Annotated in this window: 18 protein-coding genes and 1 tRNA gene; 3 read left to right on the top strand and 16 right to left on the bottom strand. The window is 49.2% G+C overall.

Annotated features, from left to right (window positions below):
• On the top strand, positions 1–495 hold a 495-nt coding region (locus HMPREF9720_RS07860; RefSeq protein ID WP_254654373.1), incomplete at its 5' end, for a restriction endonuclease subunit S.
• On the opposite strand, the gene HMPREF9720_RS15120 is transcribed toward HMPREF9720_RS07860, so the two are convergent.
• A complete protein-coding gene (locus HMPREF9720_RS15120; protein WP_244941249.1) occupies positions 475–927 on the bottom strand; it encodes a restriction endonuclease subunit S in 453 nt (150 codons plus the stop codon). The genes HMPREF9720_RS07860 and HMPREF9720_RS15120 overlap by 21 nt on opposite strands.
• 104 nt (positions 928–1,031) lie before the next feature.
• A complete protein-coding gene (locus HMPREF9720_RS15115; RefSeq protein WP_139022474.1) occupies positions 1,032–2,381 on the bottom strand; it encodes a restriction endonuclease subunit S in 1,350 nt (449 codons plus the stop codon).
• A gap of 102 nt (positions 2,382–2,483) precedes the next feature.
• Here HMPREF9720_RS15115 and HMPREF9720_RS07855 point away from each other — a divergent pair, with 102 nt between their 5' ends.
• Entirely contained in the window at positions 2,484–3,290 is an 807-nt protein-coding gene (locus tag HMPREF9720_RS07855) for a tyrosine-type recombinase/integrase (protein ID WP_009597683.1), read from the top strand.
• A gap of 7 nt (positions 3,291–3,297) precedes the next feature.
• On the opposite strand, the gene mobV is transcribed toward HMPREF9720_RS07855, so the two are convergent.
• From mobV to HMPREF9720_RS15110, 6 genes are all read right to left on the bottom strand, one after another.
• Positions 3,298–4,683 carry a MobV family relaxase gene (gene mobV, locus HMPREF9720_RS07850; RefSeq protein ID WP_009597602.1) on the bottom strand — a complete coding sequence of 462 codons (1,386 nt, stop codon included), beginning with the start codon at positions 4,681–4,683 and terminating at the stop codon, positions 3,298–3,300.
• Between the two features lie 218 nt (positions 4,684–4,901).
• Entirely contained in the window at positions 4,902–5,921 is a 1,020-nt protein-coding gene (locus HMPREF9720_RS07845; protein WP_009597652.1) for a DUF6371 domain-containing protein, read from the bottom strand.
• A gap of 114 nt (positions 5,922–6,035) precedes the next feature.
• Positions 6,036–7,409, bottom strand: coding sequence for a DUF3987 domain-containing protein (locus tag HMPREF9720_RS07840; protein ID WP_009597570.1), 1,374 nt, complete (start codon positions 7,407–7,409; stop codon positions 6,036–6,038).
• Positions 7,409–7,768 carry a helix-turn-helix domain-containing protein gene (locus HMPREF9720_RS07835; protein ID WP_039940193.1) on the bottom strand — a complete coding sequence of 120 codons (360 nt, stop codon included), beginning with the start codon at positions 7,766–7,768 and terminating at the stop codon, positions 7,409–7,411. Before HMPREF9720_RS07835 ends, HMPREF9720_RS07840 begins: the two co-directional genes overlap by 1 nt.
• Positions 7,769–8,062: 294 nt before the next feature.
• Entirely contained in the window at positions 8,063–8,830 is a 768-nt protein-coding gene (locus HMPREF9720_RS07830; protein ID WP_039940191.1) for a hypothetical protein, read from the bottom strand.
• The gene (locus HMPREF9720_RS15110) at positions 8,808–9,998 is read right to left on the bottom strand and encodes a DUF262 domain-containing protein (protein ID WP_009597651.1); all 1,191 of its coding nucleotides are present in this window, start codon (positions 9,996–9,998) and stop codon (positions 8,808–8,810) included. The genes HMPREF9720_RS07830 and HMPREF9720_RS15110 overlap by 23 nt, the downstream gene beginning before the upstream one ends.
• Positions 9,999–10,031: 33 nt before the next feature.
• Between HMPREF9720_RS15110 and HMPREF9720_RS07825 the strand changes: the two genes are divergently transcribed.
• Positions 10,032–11,108, top strand: coding sequence for a DUF4091 domain-containing protein (locus HMPREF9720_RS07825; protein ID WP_244989973.1), 1,077 nt, complete (start codon positions 10,032–10,034; stop codon positions 11,106–11,108).
• Positions 11,109–11,352: 244 nt separating this feature from the next.
• Here the strand turns inward: HMPREF9720_RS07825 and HMPREF9720_RS07820 are convergent.
• From HMPREF9720_RS07820 to trmD, 8 genes are all read right to left on the bottom strand, one after another.
• Positions 11,353–11,437 (bottom strand) — tRNA-Leu (locus tag HMPREF9720_RS07820).
• A 209-nt stretch (positions 11,438–11,646) separates the two neighbouring features.
• Entirely contained in the window at positions 11,647–13,170 is a 1,524-nt protein-coding gene (locus tag HMPREF9720_RS07815; RefSeq protein WP_009597692.1) for a S41 family peptidase, read from the bottom strand.
• A gap of 39 nt (positions 13,171–13,209) precedes the next feature.
• Entirely contained in the window at positions 13,210–15,198 is a 1,989-nt protein-coding gene (locus HMPREF9720_RS07810; protein ID WP_009597664.1) for a S46 family peptidase, read from the bottom strand.
• On the bottom strand, positions 15,198–15,791 hold the full coding sequence (locus HMPREF9720_RS07805; protein ID WP_009597566.1) for a Maf family nucleotide pyrophosphatase: 594 nt from the start codon (positions 15,789–15,791) through the stop codon (positions 15,198–15,200). Before HMPREF9720_RS07805 ends, HMPREF9720_RS07810 begins: the two co-directional genes overlap by 1 nt.
• Positions 15,792–15,996: 205 nt before the next feature.
• Entirely contained in the window at positions 15,997–16,710 is a 714-nt protein-coding gene (locus HMPREF9720_RS07800) for a fumarylacetoacetate hydrolase family protein (RefSeq protein WP_009597648.1), read from the bottom strand.
• Positions 16,711–16,719: 9 nt separating this feature from the next.
• Positions 16,720–17,037, bottom strand: coding sequence for a DUF3784 domain-containing protein (locus HMPREF9720_RS07795; protein ID WP_009597592.1), 318 nt, complete (start codon positions 17,035–17,037; stop codon positions 16,720–16,722).
• 9 nt (positions 17,038–17,046) lie between these two features.
• Complete coding sequence (gene lpxB / locus HMPREF9720_RS07790; protein WP_009597706.1) at positions 17,047–18,186, bottom strand: lipid-A-disaccharide synthase; 1,140 nt, start codon at positions 18,184–18,186, stop codon at positions 17,047–17,049.
• A 20-nt stretch (positions 18,187–18,206) separates the two neighbouring features.
• Positions 18,207–18,887: a tRNA (guanosine(37)-N1)-methyltransferase TrmD gene (trmD, locus tag HMPREF9720_RS07785; RefSeq protein ID WP_009597642.1), complete on the bottom strand. Its 681-nt coding sequence runs from the start codon at positions 18,885–18,887 to the stop codon at positions 18,207–18,209.
• Positions 18,888–18,890 lie beyond the last annotated feature (3 nt).

Raw genomic sequence — 18,890 nt, 5'->3', positions numbered from 1 at the left:
GAGAGGATAAACGGGCAAATCATTGAAATTGAGCTTTCTTTTGAATATCCCAATAGCTGGGCTGTATTACGTTTGAAAGATATATGCCAACTAATAGACGGTGAAAAGAAAAACGAAAAGGGTATTTGTCTGGATGCAAAATACCTACGTGGAAAATCATCTGCTATCATTGTAGAGAAAGGAAAATTTGTCTATACCGGAGATAACATCATTCTTGTAGATGGTGAAAATTCAGGTGAAGTTTTCACTGTTCCGCAAGATGGGTATATGGGGAGTACATTCAAACAGTTATGGCTCTCTTCGGCTATGTGGAAACCATATATTTTGGCTTTCATTCTGTTCTATAAAGAGGATTTGAGAAATTCAAAAAGAGGTGCGGCTATTCCGCACCTCAATAAAGAGTTATTCTACAATCTGCCTATTGGTATTCCACCTTATCAAGAACAGCAGCGTATTGCAAAACGGATAAATAAACTATCGCAGTTGCTCAAATAGTTTTTCTATTTGAGCAACAATGCGTTGTTGTTCTTTAATCGGAGGTAATGGTATTAATATTTCTTTTACTTTTGCTATACTTACACCACCTATAATGCCCGTTTTATTTAGGTTAAATAGTTCAAAGAACGATGGTGACTGTAGATAATAGTACATGTATTTCCCGATTCCAACAAATGGTGAGAAACAACATAACTTATTCCCAAAACATACATCTTGATTCAGTATTGCAATTTTTCTTCCGGCACTTCCACCTTCAATACACATCAATATTGAGTTATTGGGAGCAAGTTTAAAATCAGGTTCATATTGTTTTGGAATCGCAATGCCATTATCGTAAATAATCCGATTATTAAAATCAACATCCTTAGTTCCAATATAATAACGTCCTATAACATCTGTAAATTTTGATTTCTTTTCAGTTTCACTAATACTGTTGCCAGTGTAAATGTTTGCAATATGAGAAAGTCTTGTCCATACCCAATTCTTGGGAGTTTCAAAAGGTATCTGTTCTGTTATATCTAAGCACTTTTTACCTACCTGCTCATAATACTTGCTATTGCCTTATTGGTTACTTTGCATATCCTACACTGTTCTAAAACTGGTGGGATAGGAACTAGGATGTTTCCAACTTTCTTTACCGAAATGAATTCAAAAGTCGTTTTACCTGCTAAATCATGTAATATTGGTGCCAATGTTTTTACAAATAAATACAAGAATTCATCATTGACAAGACAACGATACTCTTCTTTGATAGTTAAAGCATTAAATTGCTGATTTGTAGTAGTAGGAATCATGGTCATGGCGCATTGGCCAACAGAGGCAGTGCAACACAACAACACACTGCCAGCTCTTACAATTCTATCCTTACTAACTGCTAATTCCGTAATTTTTTGAGTTGTTTGATATATATATTCCCCTTGTTTACGAATATCTTCAACTGTAAACCAATTAATGTTACCATTTTCCCAAAATTTAGGTTCTGTTCTTAACGGTGTAAAGCCATTTGTAATATTACAGAGATTATTCAGCCTTATCCAACACCAAGAATTTGGTATCTCAAATGGTATTTCGTCAGTTATATCTTTTTCAATTGTACCAATCTTCTCGAAGTACTTGTTATCGTCACCTTTGTAGATAACAGAATCCGACAAAGCGGATTTCTTCAAATTTCCCTCTTTTACAAGTTTCTGTTTCTCTAACTTTATTTGCTCAAGTAACTCTTGTGCTGTTCCTTCTTCTGCAACTTGTGGAACAAGTCGCCCTTGAATGGCTTCTTGAAGAATTGATTTTTTAAGTTTGCCATTAATACTTCTGTTTAGTTCATCCAAAGCTATTTGGGAATGTGCATATTTGTCAGTCAGAGGCAAAACATCCTTTATACGCTCAACTATTCGATGTTGTTCTTGTATAGGTGGAATAGGCATTAAGTGAGCTACTAATTTTTCTCTTGAAATATTTGGTTGAGCTCCCCCTTCTCCTTTCTTGATGAAGTCCACTTGATTTCCCATAAGAAAATAAAAGAGGTAGTAATTAAAGATTCCTATAGGGGTACATGCGCAACAAGCTTGATTCGTTGTTAACTCACACCCTGCTATAGCAACCTTACCAATCGTAGCACCATACATTGCTATCAATACATCTCCGGCTTTATTCAATCTTAAAGAACATTCTTTTAATGCTTTATCTGTGATTTTTATCTCGGTATCATTCACAATGCTATTATTGAGTTCACCAGTTCTAAGCCATAAAATATTACCACCATAATAACTTGTATTTCCCTTTGCTGGGGTTGCTCCTGCGCCCCAATCCCCAATACTTCCCATTCTGCTCCATTCCCATCCCTGTGGAATCTCAAACGGAATCTCCTCATCAATACACTTCACCTCGCCCGTAGCGAGAAACTTCTCATAATAGGAACTCAATGAATTTGTGAATGCTATACATTATTAATGATAATGAATTGTTTAACTAATAATGTATCAAACATGAACATTGAAAATTTTGAAACGTATCTTCGTCAAGGGAATATGGCAGAGAACACGATTGCAGCTTACCGCTATGCCGTAAAAGAGTATTATTCCCGGCACAAGGAACTGAACAAGCGAAATCTGCTTGTTTATAAGACTTATCTCATTGAGAAATTCAAGCCTAAAACCGTAAATCTACGTATTCAGGCAATGAACAAGTATCTTGACTATATGAATAAATCTCGTTTGAGATTAAAATCCGTCAAGGTACAACAGCGTAGTTATCTGGAAAATGTAATCAGTAATGCCGACTACGCTTTTCTGAAAAACAAACTAAAAAAGGAAGAAAACCAAGAATGGTATTTCGTTGTTCGTTTTCTCGCAGCCACAGGTGCAAGAGTCAGTGAACTTATACAAATGAAGGTGGAACACGTGCAGATAGGTTATTTTGACATCTATACCAAAGGTGGCAAGATACGCCGTATCTATATTCCTAAATCACTCCGCAAGGAAGCTACGGAGTGGCTCAATAGTACCAATCGTACAAGCGGTTATCTATTCCTCAATCGCTTTGGCGAGCGTATCACCACCAGAGGTATTGCGCAGCAGTTAAAAAACTATGCCACAAAATATGGTTTGAACGAGAAAGTGGTTTATCCTCATTCGTTTCGCCATCGCTTTGCCAAGAATTTCTTGGAGAAGTTCAACGATATTTCTTTACTTGCAGACCTGATGGGGCATGAAAGCATTGAAACCACTCGTATTTATTTGAGGCGTAGCAGTGCCGAACAGCAGGAAATTGTGGATAAGATTATAACTTGGTAAAAACAATTTATCTGCGTCGCTGTGAGTTTTTCGTCTTCTGTTCTCCCCAAGGGAGTTCAGAAGATGAACCTCCGCTACCTGTTCCGATATGGACTTGTGCCTGCCCACCTGTAGCAAGTTCAAAAGCCACTCCAAGTAAGTTGGCTTGTGCTTTATTGACCTGTTCATGAGGCTCAAATACATCATTTATCAATTCATAAATGGTAGCTTCATCTTTGGTAAAACTTTCCCATATCGGATTGAGCCAATCAACATATTTTATAGAGTCGTATTTCTCATTACCTACCTGTGTCCAAATATGCAGACTGGGATTATTATAATTAGGGATGAAATGGTGAACAAGTTCCGCTCCGGATGACAGACTGTAACGCTGAGGATTTGCCTTACGGTCGAGCTGCTCAATGCGTACGTTCAACTTATCTATAACAGAATCCTTTTCTTTGGATTGTCGGTCAGCTTTTTCTGCCATACGTATAGCCTTGTCTATCTCTTTTTGATAGCCGTTCCTTAATTGTTCTATCTCTCCCCTATGTTTTTCTTTCAGTTGAGACTTTTCAGCCATGAGGGTTTTAATCTGATTTTTGAGTTTGGCAATCTGCTCATCCCTACTCGCAAGCTCTTTTTTCGCTTTAGCCAAATCCCCCTTGCCAAACCACGAAAGAATTGTGTTTTTCCCCTCATGTGCTTTTTCAATGTCTGCCTGCAATTTGGCGATGTCTTCCTCATACCGATTTATCTGCTGCTTATAGTATTCTAAGTTTGCCAGATGTTTTGCTGTAGAACCGACAATGCCACGTTGCAATCCGAATGGTTTCATGGCTGCTGCATAACTGTTCTGGTATTCGTGCAGCTTACTACGTCTCATCACATCATCTGCCGATAGACGTGCCCCGGACTTCGTTGCATACTTCTTCTCACCCTCACGCTTCTTACGAAGCCGTTCTGTTGTTATAATGGGGACGATAGTGGCATGCAAGTGCGGAGTTTTCTCGTCCATGTGCAATACGCAAGAAACAAGATTCTCGCTTCCAAAAGTATTTTTCAGCCATTTCAGATTGGCATCTATCCAATTATCCAACTTGTCTTCTTTGGCAATCTTCATCATCTGTTTATGTGTCCCGGTTAGGATGATGCGAATGGCTTTTGTCTGATTCTTGCCGACCTTGCGATGCAGTCCGGCATGGTCTATCCGATATTGTATGGCATCCGTCCTGTTCTTCACTCCTGCAGGAAATGCAACCAGTTCCCGATTGAGGTGTGTTCTGTTTGCATCGGCATTAACGGGTACATATTTTTCCCTCTTGGCATCTTTCCTTTCTATATGGCATGACATACCAGAATCATTACCACTGCCACGTTGCAGGTGACAGACTGCGTATTGCGTATTACTCATATCTCACTTCCTTTTATTGTTATACACTGATTCTTTGGTTGTAAAATCCCGCCTTATGTGCCACAGGCAGCCGGGCATCGAGAGGGCATCCCTCCGCTTATGGGCTTTTTTACTGCCACTCGGAGAGTGAAAGCGGTGAAAATGCCCTAATAAACTACGGGATTTTACAAACCCTTTTCCAAAGACAGCGAGCTGTCCGATGTTTTTTTCTATTGTATTTATTCTGTTTCTACCAACTTCAGCCCCAATTCATCAATGAGTGTCTGCAAAGCAGGATTACGCTGTATCATTTTATCAAGAATCATTTGTGGAGTGTCGGTCATCAATAAGAAATCCGCAATATCCAGTCCGTTCTTGCGCTGTTCGTCTGTAGCGCATTGTTCCAGACTATCACTCAATACAACTTTGGAACATACGGAAGTGAGCAAAGGCATTTTGGTTTGCCAAACTTCTTTTGCTCCCAAGTCCGGACATAGCATAACTGACCTTCCTTTCAAAACACTTATCACATCAGGCTTGAAACATCCGTGCATTCCACCGGTAGCCAGCCATATAAACTCCGGCATATAATGGGTAGCTACCAAAGCGGATTTTTCGCTTTCCACAATAGCTATAGGTTTGGTCGAATTATCAGACAACAGATGTTCGCCAAACAAACATTGCTTCAAATGGTAGTTCTGGAAATTCAGTTCCGTATGTACCCAACTTACATAACTTCTTGGCTCTTTTGTCCGATGTCCTGTTTTTACATCGTACAACATTATCTTACCTGTTCGTACATTACCCTGCCAATCAATTTGCCAATAGACAGTAGAACCACCCCACTTCTTTGATGTACCAACACGATACAGTTGGAATATTCGGGAAGTCTCGTCTTTGCCCAATGCTCCGGAAAGGTAAATGTACAATGGATTCATACCATAGTTGGTAAGAGTACGTTCCATTAGATCTTTATCAACAAAAGAGGTAGGAGATGGCAATTGAGGCTTAGACTTATCAGCTTCAATGAAATTATTCTTGTCGTAATCCATCACCATTGGATTATCATGAAAATAATCCGATGGAGTGTAATGGTATTGGCAAGATTGCTCATGGTCACATCTGCCCACATAATCTGGAAAGGTTATTTTCCCTTGGCTATCTATGTACTTGACAAAACATTGCTTCTTTCCACAGTTCGGGCATGAAAGTTTTGAACCTCGCTTATATTTTTGAAGGGAAAATCTGTATTCGACCATATTTATCGTTTTATTATTGCAACTCGTGCAGTTTGCACTTATTGCAGTTTTGCAGAAATCCTATATAAGGGCAAAGTGCAAACTGCAACAACTGCAAACTGCAAAAGGTGTCGTTTATTGCAGCTTCTCATATTCACCTCGCTTTACCTTCTTGATAATCTTATTTGTAGCAAGGCTAACCAAAGAATACATTACCGACCTTCCCGACAACCCTACTTCTTTTCCGGCTTGAATGGCATCAGCAGTAGTGAAACTTTCGGAAAGGCAATCAAGTAATTCTTTTTTCTGAGGTTCGACGCTCTCTTTCAACATATATTTCTGAATGTCAGAATAACAACACTCAAAATATTCACTTAAAGCAATAGCCGATTTTGTTGAATCTATATCCACAAAATCCTTATGAACCTCTCCACAAGCCCAACGAAGGATTTGCAGGATCAATGCTAAACGAGCCGTTATCATGGGAGTCTTAATTACTCTGCTATCCACCAGTCCGTCATCTTGAATTTGATTGATAGTTCGAATTGCATTATTACGCCAATTTGTAAAATAGGCTTTGGCTTCCGAAGAAAAATCCAGAATATTTTGTATATTTCCACCATTCTCATTCTCTACAAAAGGCAAGCTAACCACCTTGTCAATTATTGATTTCCACATAGCCGAGTATTTCTCAAAAGTTGCAAAGGAAGAGTCTTCATCTAATTGCCAATCAGAAATTTCTTGGGACGATGGATAAACAAAAATAATTCGGTCAATCAATCCATTTTCTTTATAACCTTTCCCTATCAGTTCGTGCATACGAGTTGTTTGCATCGTACCGACAATATTTATAAAGGGATGTTCTATATGAATCGGTATAGGCATACTACATCTTGAAATATCTAAAGGCTTACCACTGAACGCTGTCAATAGCTGTTCAATAAGTTGTCCTCTGCTATATTGGTTCACAGCATTAAACATCCCCATAATCTCATCCACATATACCACAATACCTCTCTGGTTATCATCAAGCGCACGCATTAACGCTTCTGGAGTAAAGTCTGATATAATAGTTCTCCGCAAAATAGGTTTATCAGGCAAAGGAGTAGTGTTTTCTTTCTTGCCTTTATAACTTTCTATCAGATTGTTATATTGCTCCATCTCCAACTTGAATTGTTTGACAGCTTGTGCATCATGCTTGCGGATAGGGCGGAAAGCAAAATCCAATGGTGGAGTTTTACCCATTCCGGGACGACCTACCAATATCATATAAAGGGCAGGATTACTAATCCAACCACCACGAATACGGATATTGACAGCGTTGCCGATAGCGGTTGACACTGCCACCAAAAGAGAAGCCATCGTGTATTCAATGGAATAATTCTCCTGTCGAGATAAAACCAATATCATATCCTGAATTTTGGAAGGAAAAGCATTCAAGGGAATCTTGTTTTCAAAGACCCCTTCAAATTCCATTCTGAGTGCATTGCATAAATTGGTTGAATCCATTAGAATTTGGTATTTCTTTTTGATTTTATGAATTGGGCGGCTTCACCTTCCAAATTTTTATCAGATTTTATTTTGCCGGCATGGAGCCACTCGTCTATTTCTGATTTTAGGAACATGATACGTTTCCCTCTTTTGTGGAATGGGATTAGATGGCAACTCGTCCAACCATATACAGTTTGTTCTGCCGGATGACTGGGGATATACTCACACAGTTCTTTAAGGTTCATCCATTGCTCGGTTGGAACATTTGAGTTTTGATTGTTCAGACCGTCAATCTTGGAATCCAATTCATTCAGTTTATCCATCATCCACGACATTGCCTTGGGCAAATCTTCAAAAGTAATGCTCTTTTCGCTCATATTATTGCTTATTATTTGTTCGATTTTTCGGCAAAGTAACAGTGATTTCAAATACTGATTTTATGATGAAAAATATCACATAGAAAAGCAGTAACGAAACATAATCTTCATAAGGGTTATGTGTTGATTATCAGTACAAGTAAATGAGAATGTCAGTAGTGGATTTTTATTGTAGTGTACCCTGTCATAAGGGATTCATAAAGCAGACATAAGAAATGACCGTAAATAAAAAAAGAGCCACCCACGCAGAATCTTCGCAGATGGCTATATAAGCAACTATTAGCAGCAAACAAATTACTTCAGTTTGGATAAATAAACCTCAAATAGTTTGATGTAAATTTTATCTAACAAGATGATGATTGACATATATAAAAAATAATTTTGCAGTTTGTATCCTTGAGACATCATTTCCCTTATAGAAGGTAAATTGTGTTGATAAGAACGTGTATTATGAGCACAACGATTACGTTCTTTATAGACATACTCCTTGAATATCTCCAGCAAACTAAGTCCGCAAGTTGCAGTTCTCTTTTCAGCTTTAATATTATTCTTATTTAGGAACAATTGTGTGCCTTGCATTATCCAACTTTTATCTATCGTAATTATAAGCAATTTATATTCATCATAGCTCCTTTTGAAATTTCGCACCAACAAACTATTTTCAAGTACACATTGGATAGAAGTTTTCCAGTCATCAAGTATTTCATCTCTAATAGCATCAGTAATATCAAATGTTTCATCAAGCTTTTTAATCTCATTCAAAAGATCATTATACACCATACATTTATCATCGTAACTAGAACACTCGCCATATGGCTTGCGTTCATACCGTTCATAGCGGTACTCATAGTCCCTGCATGCCATTTCCCAACATATACATTTCAACTTTTGTTCTTGGGCTCCGGTTAATCGCAAAAAGAGAGAATGGAGTAAATAGTCACTAATTGGGTACGTCTCAATGCCACCATTAGTAGCATCAAGAGATCTAAACGCTTCTTTTATTATTGCCGTTTCAGGTCGCAGAATAAACTGTATATGGTTAGTGGGCTGGATGTATGACATAACGATTGAATATAGTTATAGATTGTTCGACACGAGTACGCATATATTTCAATAATGAAGGAGAGGCTCTGTGACCATCATTCCGTTTGAAAGAGGATATTTTATTTTGAAGTTCCCTCATTAGAGCATCTTTACGAGTAAAATCTATATTGTTTCCTTCTATTACGGTATTGTACACAAGACCAAACATATAAACATCAGAATCAATGATTGACTTGAAATGTAATTGATTATATCCAAGTTCGTTTAAAGTATCATTTAATAGAGTAATTCTTGGAGCGAAATCTTTGTCAGGAAATATTGTTGAGAATTGAACAAATACACCATTATTTTTATCATTGACAACAGCATATATATATTCCTCATAGTATTTCTCCATTTTTGGCTTATATCCTTGCGCAAGTCGGTTGAATCTTCCATCTATTTTATATTGCGATAAAATTGCCATTGTCCTGACAAAATCGTATGCTTGATTTTTCCCGACTAATTCAATTTTTAGATTTCTACAACATTCTGGATCAAAGAAACTTTGTAGTTCTGATTTAAGGAAATAAAGTGATTGACGACTTTCAATCGGATTTAAAGGAGTTCCTAAAATATTTATGTTACGGAATACGGAAGAATAAAATTCATGTTGTTCCGCTTCATTATCTGCATTAGGGATAATGAAGGAAAATGGAAGATATTTGTTCTCAAAAAAGTCTTCAGTTATTCCATAGTTTACAAAGCTATATTGTTGATGAGTTATTGCGCTTTGTACACCTTGTACTGTCGGTCCTTTGTCAGCAAATATTCGCAGTGACCAATTTATGTATTCTACATCTGGTTCATTATCTTCTTCCGCAACACCATCTGCCATGACCCGCTCGTCTTCATCACGAGGAAAAGCATCTTTTTTAGGATAAACTCCGAAAAATGCTAACAGAATACTAGATAAGCGTTGTTGCCCATCAAGTATTAAATTATGATTTACCCCATCCTTATTACATACTCCAATTGTTACAGGAGGTACAAAGATTTCCCCTTTCAAACCATTCACAAATTCTTTTACTTGCTCTTCTAACCAAACAAAGTTTCGTTGATAAGGAGGTAGCTCCAAATCTTTTTTTAACAGTAATTCAATCCAATGCTTTAGAGAGTATTCTCCGTAGTAAACTTTTTTATCCATGTAAGTCTTCATTTATTGGTAATATTGTGTTCTTTGTTAAAATCAACAATGGGTCTCGCCCTGTGGAGCGACGCGCACTTCGACGCCCTGCGTCCGCTGGTGCGGATGCTTGCCGACGCCGGACAGAAGGTCGTCACGGCGACGCTCAACAAGGACCCGTGGAACCACCAGTGTTTCGACGCCTATGAAGACATGATCCGCTGGACCAAGCGCGCCGACGGCACGTGGGAGTACGACTATTCGCTCTTCGACCGTTGGGTCGGACTTTGCGCCGGGGAGGGGATCGACCGGCAGATAAACTGCTATTCGATGCTGCCGTGGAACAACGAACTGCACTATTACGATGCGGCGGCGGACCGCATCGTCGAGGTCCGGGCCAACCCCGGAACGCCCGAATTCGAAGCGATGTGGCGACCCTTCCTCCGGGATTTCGAAGCGCACCTCGACGCGAAAGGATGGCTCGGCAAGTGCTGTGTCGCCATGGATGAGCGCTCGCCCGAAACCATGGATGCGGCGATCGGCCTGCTGCGCAGCGCAGCTCCCGGACTGGGAATCGCCATGGCCGACAACCACGCCAGCTATAAGCGCTATGCCGATCTGGACGACGTCTGCGTGCAGATCGACTGCCGTGTGGCCGACGAGGACCTCGCCCGGCGCCGCCGCGACGGACTGCTGACGACCTATTACGTCTGCTGTTCGTCGGCATTCCCCAATACGTTCACCTTCTCCGAGCCGTGGGAAGCGGTCTATATGGCATGGTTCGCCGCGGCGTGCGGCTACGACGGCATGCTGCGCTGGTCGTATAACTCGTGGCCCGCCGACCCCGTGCGCGACTCGCGTTTCACGGCATGGCCTGCGGGCGACACCTACCTCGTCTATCCCGACGCCCGCTCGTCGATCCGCTTCGAGCGGCTGCGGGAGGGGATTCAGGATTACGAGAAGATCCGCATCCTGCGCGGCGAACTGGCCTCGGACAACACTCCCGAAGGCGCCGCAAAACGCGCCGAACTCGAAGCCGCGGTGCGTCCCTTCGAAGCGCACGACCCCGCACGGCCGTGGCCCGACCTGCTCCGCAGGGCCAAGGAGACGGTCGCCCGCCTGAGCGAATAGCTCTCTCCCGGTCTGAAAGCAAACCGAGAGAGGAATTTAGCAGTTCCGCGTTCTTCGATTTCCAAGGCTCTGGGGCCTAAGAAGATCAGCACGATACAATGCGTCATCTTCGATTAGAGACGGATGAAAATGCTGCTACATTTGCCGGCCGCTCCTTTTTAAGGATTTCGAAGAGGATGCCGGAAATTTATCCTAAATTCTATCCTGCAAATAAGAAAAGGCACTGATTTTCAGTGCCTTTTTGTGCCCAGGACAAGACTCGAACTTGCACGAACTAAACGTTCACTACCCCCTCAAAGTAGCGTGTCTACCAATTTCACCACCTGGGCCTTACCTCCGAATTTCGGATTTCGGGTGTGCAAATATAGGGTATAAATTTTAATCCGCCAAATTTTCAGGACGGTTAATGGCAATTTTTGTGCTTCTTCGGTTCCCTTATCCGGAAACGGGGCCGTTTCTCCGCCCTGCGGCGGCAAGGCGGGCCGGCCGGCCGACCTGCGGTACGACGTGCGTCGAATCCTCCGGCGGCGCCCCGGAACTACTCCCCGTGCTGCGGGGAGAGGACGAGCATGCCTGCGGGTCTTCGCGCGTCTTCCGGCAGCGAGACACCCGTTATCGGCGCGATGCCTGCGGCGCTCCGGCCCGGAGCGGGCGTGTAGGTGCGGCCCGTAATCAGGCTCAGGGCCTTGGCGAGCATCGGCTCCTCAGGCCCGAAATCCACCAGTCTGTTGTTCCAGTCGGCGACCGCATAATCGACCGCGAGTCCGGCCGGGTTCACCGTCTCCTCTTTGGCGTTGTAGCCTTCGAACGTGATCGGGGCCAGCTCGTACGAATAGTCGCCGTCGTCGAACTTGTCGATCTCCATGCCCACGTTCTTGCCGTTGGTCTTCTCGCCGATCAGCGTCACGCCGACGTCAATTCCCCTCAACCCGTTGATGACCGCCTCGCTCGACGACGCCGTGCTGCCGGTCGTCAGCACATAGATTCTCGGCAGGTCGAGGGCGTACTGCGTGAGGTCCGCCCCGTAGTAGTTGCCGTAGCTGAAATTCTCGTAAAAGAGCGCTTTTCCCTGATCGTACGTATTTCCCGTCTGTTTCTGGGTTTTCGCCGGATCGGCCATGCGGCTGTCGTTGTAGCGGTAATACTGGAAAACCTTGCCGTCGCATTTTTCGCCTGCGATGCACGTCGCCAGCATCTTTGCCGAAATCACGTGCCCGCCGCCGTTGTAGCGCAGGTCGAGCACCAGATCGGTGATTCCCGCGTCGCGGAACTTCCGGAGGGAATCCAGCAGGTCGTCGTCATATGCCGCGTCGAACCCGTTGTAGACCATGTAGCCGATCTTGTGCTCACCCTCCTCGATGACCTCCGCGCGGAGCACCGGGTTCGGGTAGAGCCGTTCCGCCGTGAGGGTGGTCTCTTCACCCGTCTCCCGGACTTTGAAGAGGACCGACGCGGCTCCCGAAGGGCTTGTCAGCCGCTTGTATACGGGGGTGTATTCGCTCTCCGAATCGGCGATCTCGGCGCCGTCTATCTCCGAGAAGATCGTGCCCCGTCTGAACCCCGCCTTGTCTGCCGGGGAGCCGGGATATACCGCCATCACGTAAAACCCGGCCTTCCCCGTGTTGGAGAACCGGACCACCCCCAGCCGGGCGAATCCGAACCCGTATTCCGTCTCCTTGCGGACGCCGTGATTGACGCCGCGCGTTTTCAGCTCCGTGGCCGCGCGGCTCCGGGCTTTGCGGGTGATGTAGGAGTAGAGGTTGTAATAATTCTGTCCCGCTCCGTCCGTATACCTCTTTTTGTCGAGGGTGTTGGAGGTCATCTCCAGCAGGGTCCTCGTCAGGAAGTTGTCTTTGTCGGCGGCGTATTCGATCGTCAGGTCGCGGGTCATCTGCCCATACTCGCCGTTCCATAGATAGCGTTCAGCCAGATAGCTGTCTATCTTGTCGTTGTACGACTCCGTGGTTCCCGTGCCGCCGTTCCCGGCCGTATCTTTGGCGCAGGAACCCGCCGCCAGCGCCGAAAGGAGCGCGGCGGCCCATGCGCAGTGAATTATTCTCATCTGTCGAATTTTTTATCCGCTAAAGGTAGCGATATTTTTCTATTTCCTCTTGCCGAAGTCCATTTCGCCGAACAAATAGCCCGCCCCGCCGATGCGGTCGATCACGAACAGCACGTAACGGATATCCACGGCTATGTTGCGGCAGATCGTCTCGTCGAAGGCCACGTCGCTCATCGTCGAACGCCATGTGCGGTCGAAGTTCACGCCGACCAGCTCGCCCCGTGCGTTAAGGATCGGCGATCCGGAGTTGCCGCCCGTGGTGTGGTTCGTGGCGAGGAAGCAGACGGGCACCGTCGTGCGGCCGTCGATCCGCGTGGCCCAGCGTCCGTACTCCTTCGAGGCGTGGATGTCGCGCAGCGCCTGCGGAATGTCGTAGTCGTAGATTTCGGGGTTGTCCTTGGCGATGATGCCGTCGATCGTGGTCCGGGGCTTGTGATACTCGCCGTCGGCGTATTCGTACCCCGCCACGTGTCCGTAAGCCACGCGCAGGGTCAGGTTGGCGTCGGGGAAGAACGCCCGCCCGGCGTCCCACTCGCGCAGTCCCTTGATGTAGGCGGTGTAGAGTTCGTTGAGCCGTGCGCTGTTGAGGTTGCGCAGCGAGCGGGTGCCCAGCAGCCATTCGATATGGTCCTGCATCCGCTTGGCGCCTCTGGCCAGCGTATTGACCGCCGTGGTGTCGGAGCCTTCCCATACGTCGCTGAAAATCCGTTCGGCGAAGGCTTCGGGCGATCCTGCGGCCGCTGTGCCCGCGAGGAACTCCGGCGCCTGATACTGGACCGGACAGCGGCGCGCGTACTCGCCGAAGAGGTATCTGTAGAGGGCGCGCTCGGTCGCTTCGCGCTGTGCGAAGACCGCTTCGGCCCGCTCCGCGGCGGTGTAGCGTTTGGGCAGGGCGTCGAGGGTCTCGCGGGTGATCTCGCGTGCGAAGTAGGCGTCCGCGATGCGGGCGTATTCAGCCTTCAGGTCGGCCACGACGCTGCGGTATTCGGGTTTGTCCTGCGCCCACGCCGCGAAGTCCTCTTCGTAGGCGCGCTTCGAAGCCACCGTGCCCAGCCGGTTGATGCCCAGCACTTCGCCCTGCCATTTCTTCCATGCGTTGGCGATCGAGGCGTGCTTGGCGGCGTAGTGGATGCGCAGCGCCGGATCGCTCTGCTGCGCCGCCGAGATGATGTCGAGACGGCCCGTGCGGACGGCGATTTTCGCCGGGTCCGAACGCTCGGCGATGTAGGCCACGGCGTCGGAGAGAATGTACTCCTGCGTGTTGCCGGGGAAGCCGTAAATCATCGTGAAGTCGCCCTCTCCGACTCCGGCGGTCGAGATTTTGAAATGCCGCTTGGGTTTGTAGGGTACGTTGTCGGGCGAATAGGCCGCGGGTTTGTTGTCTCTGCCGGCATAGATGCGGAACAGCGAGAAGTCGCCCGTGTGGCGGGGCCATATCCAGTTGTCGGTGTCGCCGCCGAACTTGCCGATCGACGAGGGCGGGGCGGCCACCAGACGCACGTCGTCGAACTGCTCGTAGACGAACAGGAACTGCTGGTTGCCGTAATACATCTGCTCCACGGCGGCCTTGTAGCCCTTGCCTTCGGCCTCGGCCCTGCGGACGATCTCCTCCTGCGTCTGGCCTGCGGCCAGCCGGTCGGTCACCTCCTCCATGCGGACGAGGAATTTCACGTTGAGCTTCTCGTTGGGCAGCTCTTGGGCGCGCGACATGGCCCAGAATCCGTGGGTCAGGTAGTCGTGCTCGACGCTCGAATGCGACTGTATGGCGTCGTAACCGCAGTGGTGGTTGGTCAGCAGCAGTCCTTCGGCCGAGATCAGCTCGCCCGTGCAGCCGCCGTCGAACAGCACCACGGCGTCTTTCATCGAAGCCTTGTTGATCGAATAGATGTCTTCGGCCGTGAGCCGGAAACCTTTTGCGCGCATGTCGTCGATGCGCTGCGAAATCAGGCTTGGGAGCCACATGCCCTCGTCGGCCGAGGCCGCGAGTGCGAAAAGCGAACAGATGAGGGTAAGCAGTGTGCGTTTCATTATTGCAGAAATTTTTCCAATTCGACGTAAACTTTCTGGATCGGCAGTCCCATGACGTTGTAGAACGAGCCGTTGATCTTCTCGATGGCGGCATAGCCTATCCACTCCTGGATGCCGTAGGACCCCGCCTTGTCGTAGGGGGCGAAGGTGTCGAGGTAGTAGCCGATCTCCTCCTCCGAGAGGGGTCGGAACCAGACGCCGCTTTCGGCCGAGAAGGTGTGCATGCGGCCGGCGGTGCGCAGCGTCACGCCCGAAACGACCGTGTGTCGGCGTCCCGAAAGGCGGCGGAGCATCTGCGCGGCCTGCCCGCGGTCGCAGGGCTTGCCCAGCACCTCGCCGTCGGAGATCACCACCGTGTCGGCCGTCAGCAGAATGTCGTTCGGGCCGAGCGGCGCGGGGTAGGCCTCGCTTTTGAGCCGCGAGAGGAACAGCGGCACCTCTTCGGCGGGCAGGGAGTCGGGGTAAATCTCCTCGCACTCGTATTTCGGAGCCGGTTCGTAGGGCAGGCCGCAGCCCGTCATCAGCTCCCTCCGCCGCGGCGACTGCGACGCCAGCAGCAGGCGGTAGGGTTCGAGTTTATCTTTCAGCAGCATGGTCTTGTTTTTAGGGTCTTATTATTTAATGTTATATGCGGTTTTTGCCGTATCGCCTCCCGGCCGCCGCCTTTGGCGGCGTTTGCAAATCCGGTCCGCCCCGTAAGGGCTTCCTGCCGCCGTGCGGCGAAACCGGCGATGCGGAGCGTCGGAACGAAGGGCGCATAATCGTCTTTTTATCGGTGCGGAGTCTGTCTCCGCGCTGTCAGCGTATGTCGAAACTCAGCAGTTCGCGCCCTTCGAGCACGGCCCGCAGGTTGTCGCCGGGGCTGACCGGTCCCACGCCGGCCGGGGTTCCGGTGTAGATCAAATCGCCCATGCGCAAGGTCATGTACCGCGACACGGCGGCGATGATGCGGTCCACCGTAAAGAGCATCTGCCGCGTGTCGCCCGTCTGGCGGGTCTGGCCGTTCACCTCCAGCGTGAAGCGCAGCTTCTGCACGTCGCCGCCCAGCTCCTGCAAAGATACGAATTCCGGCGAAATCGCCGCCGAGCGGTCGAACGCCTTGCTGCGTTCCCACGGCAGACCTTCGGCGGCGGCCTGCCGCTGCAGGTCGCGGGCCGTGAAGTCGATGCCCAGCCCCACCTCCTTGTAATAACGGTGTGCGAAACGCTCGGCGATGCTCTTTCCCACGCGGTCGATGCGCACCACCAGCTCGCACTCGTAATGCACCTCATGCGAAAAGGCGGGAATGTAGAACGGGTCGTTGTTGCGCAGCAGCGCCGTGTCGGGTTTCAGGAACCAGATCGGCTCCGGGGAACACTCCCCGGAGCCCGGCCGGTTCCGTTCCGGCAGAGTATCCGCTCCGCCCCCGGCTTGCCGAGACCGTTCGGCCGGGTCTTCCGCCCCGCCCCTTATCTGGTGGTTCAGCTCCTCGGCGTGTGCGGCGTAATTGCGTCCTATGCAGATGATTTTCATGGTTTTCCGTTACTGTTTGTTGTGATCGTACCGCTGTGCCCGGACCAGCATCCAGACGACGTAGACCGGAAGGTAAATTACATAGACGACCGGCAGGGCATCCTGCTGGCCTGTCAGGTTCAGGACTACTGCAAGTAAAACCCATAACGCCCCGATAATCACCAGATGCCGCCGCATGAACGACGACAGCCCTGCGATATCGACGTTTTTCTTCTTCTCCGCAGGCATGGTGTTGTAGCCCGCAATCAGCATCGGAAACCGCTTGACCAGCAGTCCGACGACGATCAGGAATACGCCGGTGAGGATGTGTATGAAAATTTCGTCCATAACTTCAGGTTATTGTGCTTCGGTCGCATGCAGCTCTGCGACCATCCGGGCGGCGAATCGGTCGCTGGCGCCGGGTCCTCCGATAACTTTGCGTAATTCGTCGAAGTCGGAGAGCATCTTTTCGCGCTTGGAGCCGCCTTCGACGACGGCCCGCAGTTCGCGCTCGGCGCGCGTGATGTCGAGCCCCGACTGGATGATCTCCGCAACCGCCTCGCGGCCGAGGTTGAGGTTCACGAGCGACACCCAAGGCACGTTCAATACGTAAGGCTGTAGTTTAACCTGAAACCATAACGTTCTGTAAACCACCACTTCGGGAATGCCGAGCAGCGCCGTTTCGAGCGTCGCCGTACCGGAGGTCACCACGGCGGCTTCGGCCGCGGCGAGCGTTTCGTAGGTCTGGTCGCAGACGTAGCGGATGTCGCTGCCGGCCATGTACTGTTCGTAAAGCGCCCTGTCCAGCCACGACACGCCCGCGACGACGAACTGGTGGCCGGGGAACTTCTTCGAAAGGTCGGCCATCAGCGGCAGGTTGTCGCGGATCTCGCCCCGGCGGCTGCCGGCCAAGAGGGCGACGATCGGCCGCCCGTCCAATCCGTTGCGGCGGCGGAATTCGTCGGGCGAGGGGAGCGCGGCGCGTTTCGCCTCGATGGCGTCCACGAGCGGGTTGCCCTCGAAAATCGGTTCGATGCCGTGCCGGGGGAAGTAGCTGCGTTCGAAGGGGAAGATGATGAAGAGCCGGTCCACGTATTTGCGGATCGCCTTCACCCTCCATTCGCGCCACGCCCAGACCTTGGGGGCGATGTAGTAGAAGGTGCGGATGCCGTGCTCCTTGGCCCAGCGGGCCATCTTCATGTTGAAGCCGGGGTAGTCCACCAGAATCAGCACGTCGGGGGCGAACGCCGCCACGTCGGCCTGACATTCGAGCATCTGCCGTTTGATCGTCCGCAGGTTTTTGAGGACCTGCACGATGCCGAAAAACGAGGTTTCGCGGTAGTGCTTCGCCAGATTCGCGGCGCCGCCCGCGGCGGCCATGCGGTCGCCGCCCCAGAAGCGGAACTGCGCTTCGGGATCGGCCTTGCGAAGCCCTTCGATCAGGTTTGCGCCGTGCAGGTCGCCCGAAGGCTCGCCGGCGATGAGGTAGTATTTCATGCCTTTGCGGTTTGTTGCGGTTACTCTTCGTTCAGCAGGTCGGGGCGGAGCTGCCGGGTGCGCTGGTAGGACTGTTCCTCCTGCCAGCGGGCGATCTGGGCGAAGTTGCCCGAAAGCAGGACGTCGGGGACCCGCCAGCCGCGGAATTCGGCGGGGCGGGTGTAGACCGGAGGCGCCAGCAGGTTGTCCTGAAAGCTGTCCGTGAGGGCCGAGGCTTCGTCGCCGATGGCGCCCGGAATGATGCGCACGACCGAATCGGCGATGATGCAGGCCGCCAGCTCGCCGCCCGTCAGCACGTAGTCGCCGATCGAGATTTCGCGCGTGACGAGGTGTTCGCGGATGCGGTGGTCGATGCCCTTGTAGTGGCCGCAGAGGATGATGATGTTGTCGAGCGTCGAAAGCCGGTTGGCTTCGTGCTGGTCGTAGCGGACGCCGTCGGGCGAGGTGTAGATGATCTCGTCGTAATGCCGCTCGGACTGGAGTTTCTCGATCAGTTCGAAGACCGGTTCGCACTTGAGGACCATGCCCGCTTCGCCGCCGAAGGGGTAGTCGTCGGTGGTCTTGCGGCGGTCGTGGGCGTAGTCGTGGAGGTTATGGACGACGATCTGGACCAGACCCTTCTCCTGCGCGCGGTGCAGGATGGATTCGTTGAGCGGGGAGGTCAGCAGTTCGGGGACGACTGTCAGGATGTCGATGCGCATGTT

Origin of the sequence: Alistipes sp. HGB5, from assembly GCF_000183485.2 — a bacterium.
GTDB lineage: Bacteria > Bacteroidota > Bacteroidia > Bacteroidales > Rikenellaceae > Alistipes > Alistipes finegoldii.
The sequence above is the reverse complement of the archived record's forward strand: the minus strand, read 5'-3'. Positions and strand labels throughout refer to the sequence as shown.

Coding starts and splice junctions, on each gene's coding strand:
- HMPREF9720_RS07855 (WP_009597683.1), top strand. CDS start 2,484: ATGAACATTGAAAATTTTGAAACGTATCTTCGTCAAGGGAATATGGCA.
- mobV (WP_009597602.1), bottom strand. CDS start 4,683: ATGAGTAATACGCAATACGCAGTCTGTCACCTGCAACGTGGCAGTGGT.
- HMPREF9720_RS07845 (WP_009597652.1), bottom strand. CDS start 5,921: ATGGTCGAATACAGATTTTCCCTTCAAAAATATAAGCGAGGTTCAAAA.
- HMPREF9720_RS07840 (WP_009597570.1), bottom strand. CDS start 7,409: ATGGATTCAACCAATTTATGCAATGCACTCAGAATGGAATTTGAAGGG.
- HMPREF9720_RS07835 (WP_039940193.1), bottom strand. CDS start 7,768: ATGAGCGAAAAGAGCATTACTTTTGAAGATTTGCCCAAGGCAATGTCG.
- HMPREF9720_RS07830 (WP_039940191.1), bottom strand. CDS start 8,830: ATGTCATACATCCAGCCCACTAACCATATACAGTTTATTCTGCGACCT.
- HMPREF9720_RS15110 (WP_009597651.1), bottom strand. CDS start 9,998: ATGGATAAAAAAGTTTACTACGGAGAATACTCTCTAAAGCATTGGATT.
- HMPREF9720_RS07815 (WP_009597692.1), bottom strand. CDS start 13,170: ATGAGAATAATTCACTGCGCATGGGCCGCCGCGCTCCTTTCGGCGCTG.
- HMPREF9720_RS07810 (WP_009597664.1), bottom strand. CDS start 15,198: ATGAAACGCACACTGCTTACCCTCATCTGTTCGCTTTTCGCACTCGCG.
- HMPREF9720_RS07805 (WP_009597566.1), bottom strand. CDS start 15,791: ATGCTGCTGAAAGATAAACTCGAACCCTACCGCCTGCTGCTGGCGTCG.
- HMPREF9720_RS07800 (WP_009597648.1), bottom strand. CDS start 16,710: ATGAAAATCATCTGCATAGGACGCAATTACGCCGCACACGCCGAGGAG.
- HMPREF9720_RS07795 (WP_009597592.1), bottom strand. CDS start 17,037: ATGGACGAAATTTTCATACACATCCTCACCGGCGTATTCCTGATCGTC.
- lpxB (WP_009597706.1), bottom strand. CDS start 18,186: ATGAAATACTACCTCATCGCCGGCGAGCCTTCGGGCGACCTGCACGGC.
- trmD (WP_009597642.1), bottom strand. CDS start 18,887: ATGCGCATCGACATCCTGACAGTCGTCCCCGAACTGCTGACCTCCCCG.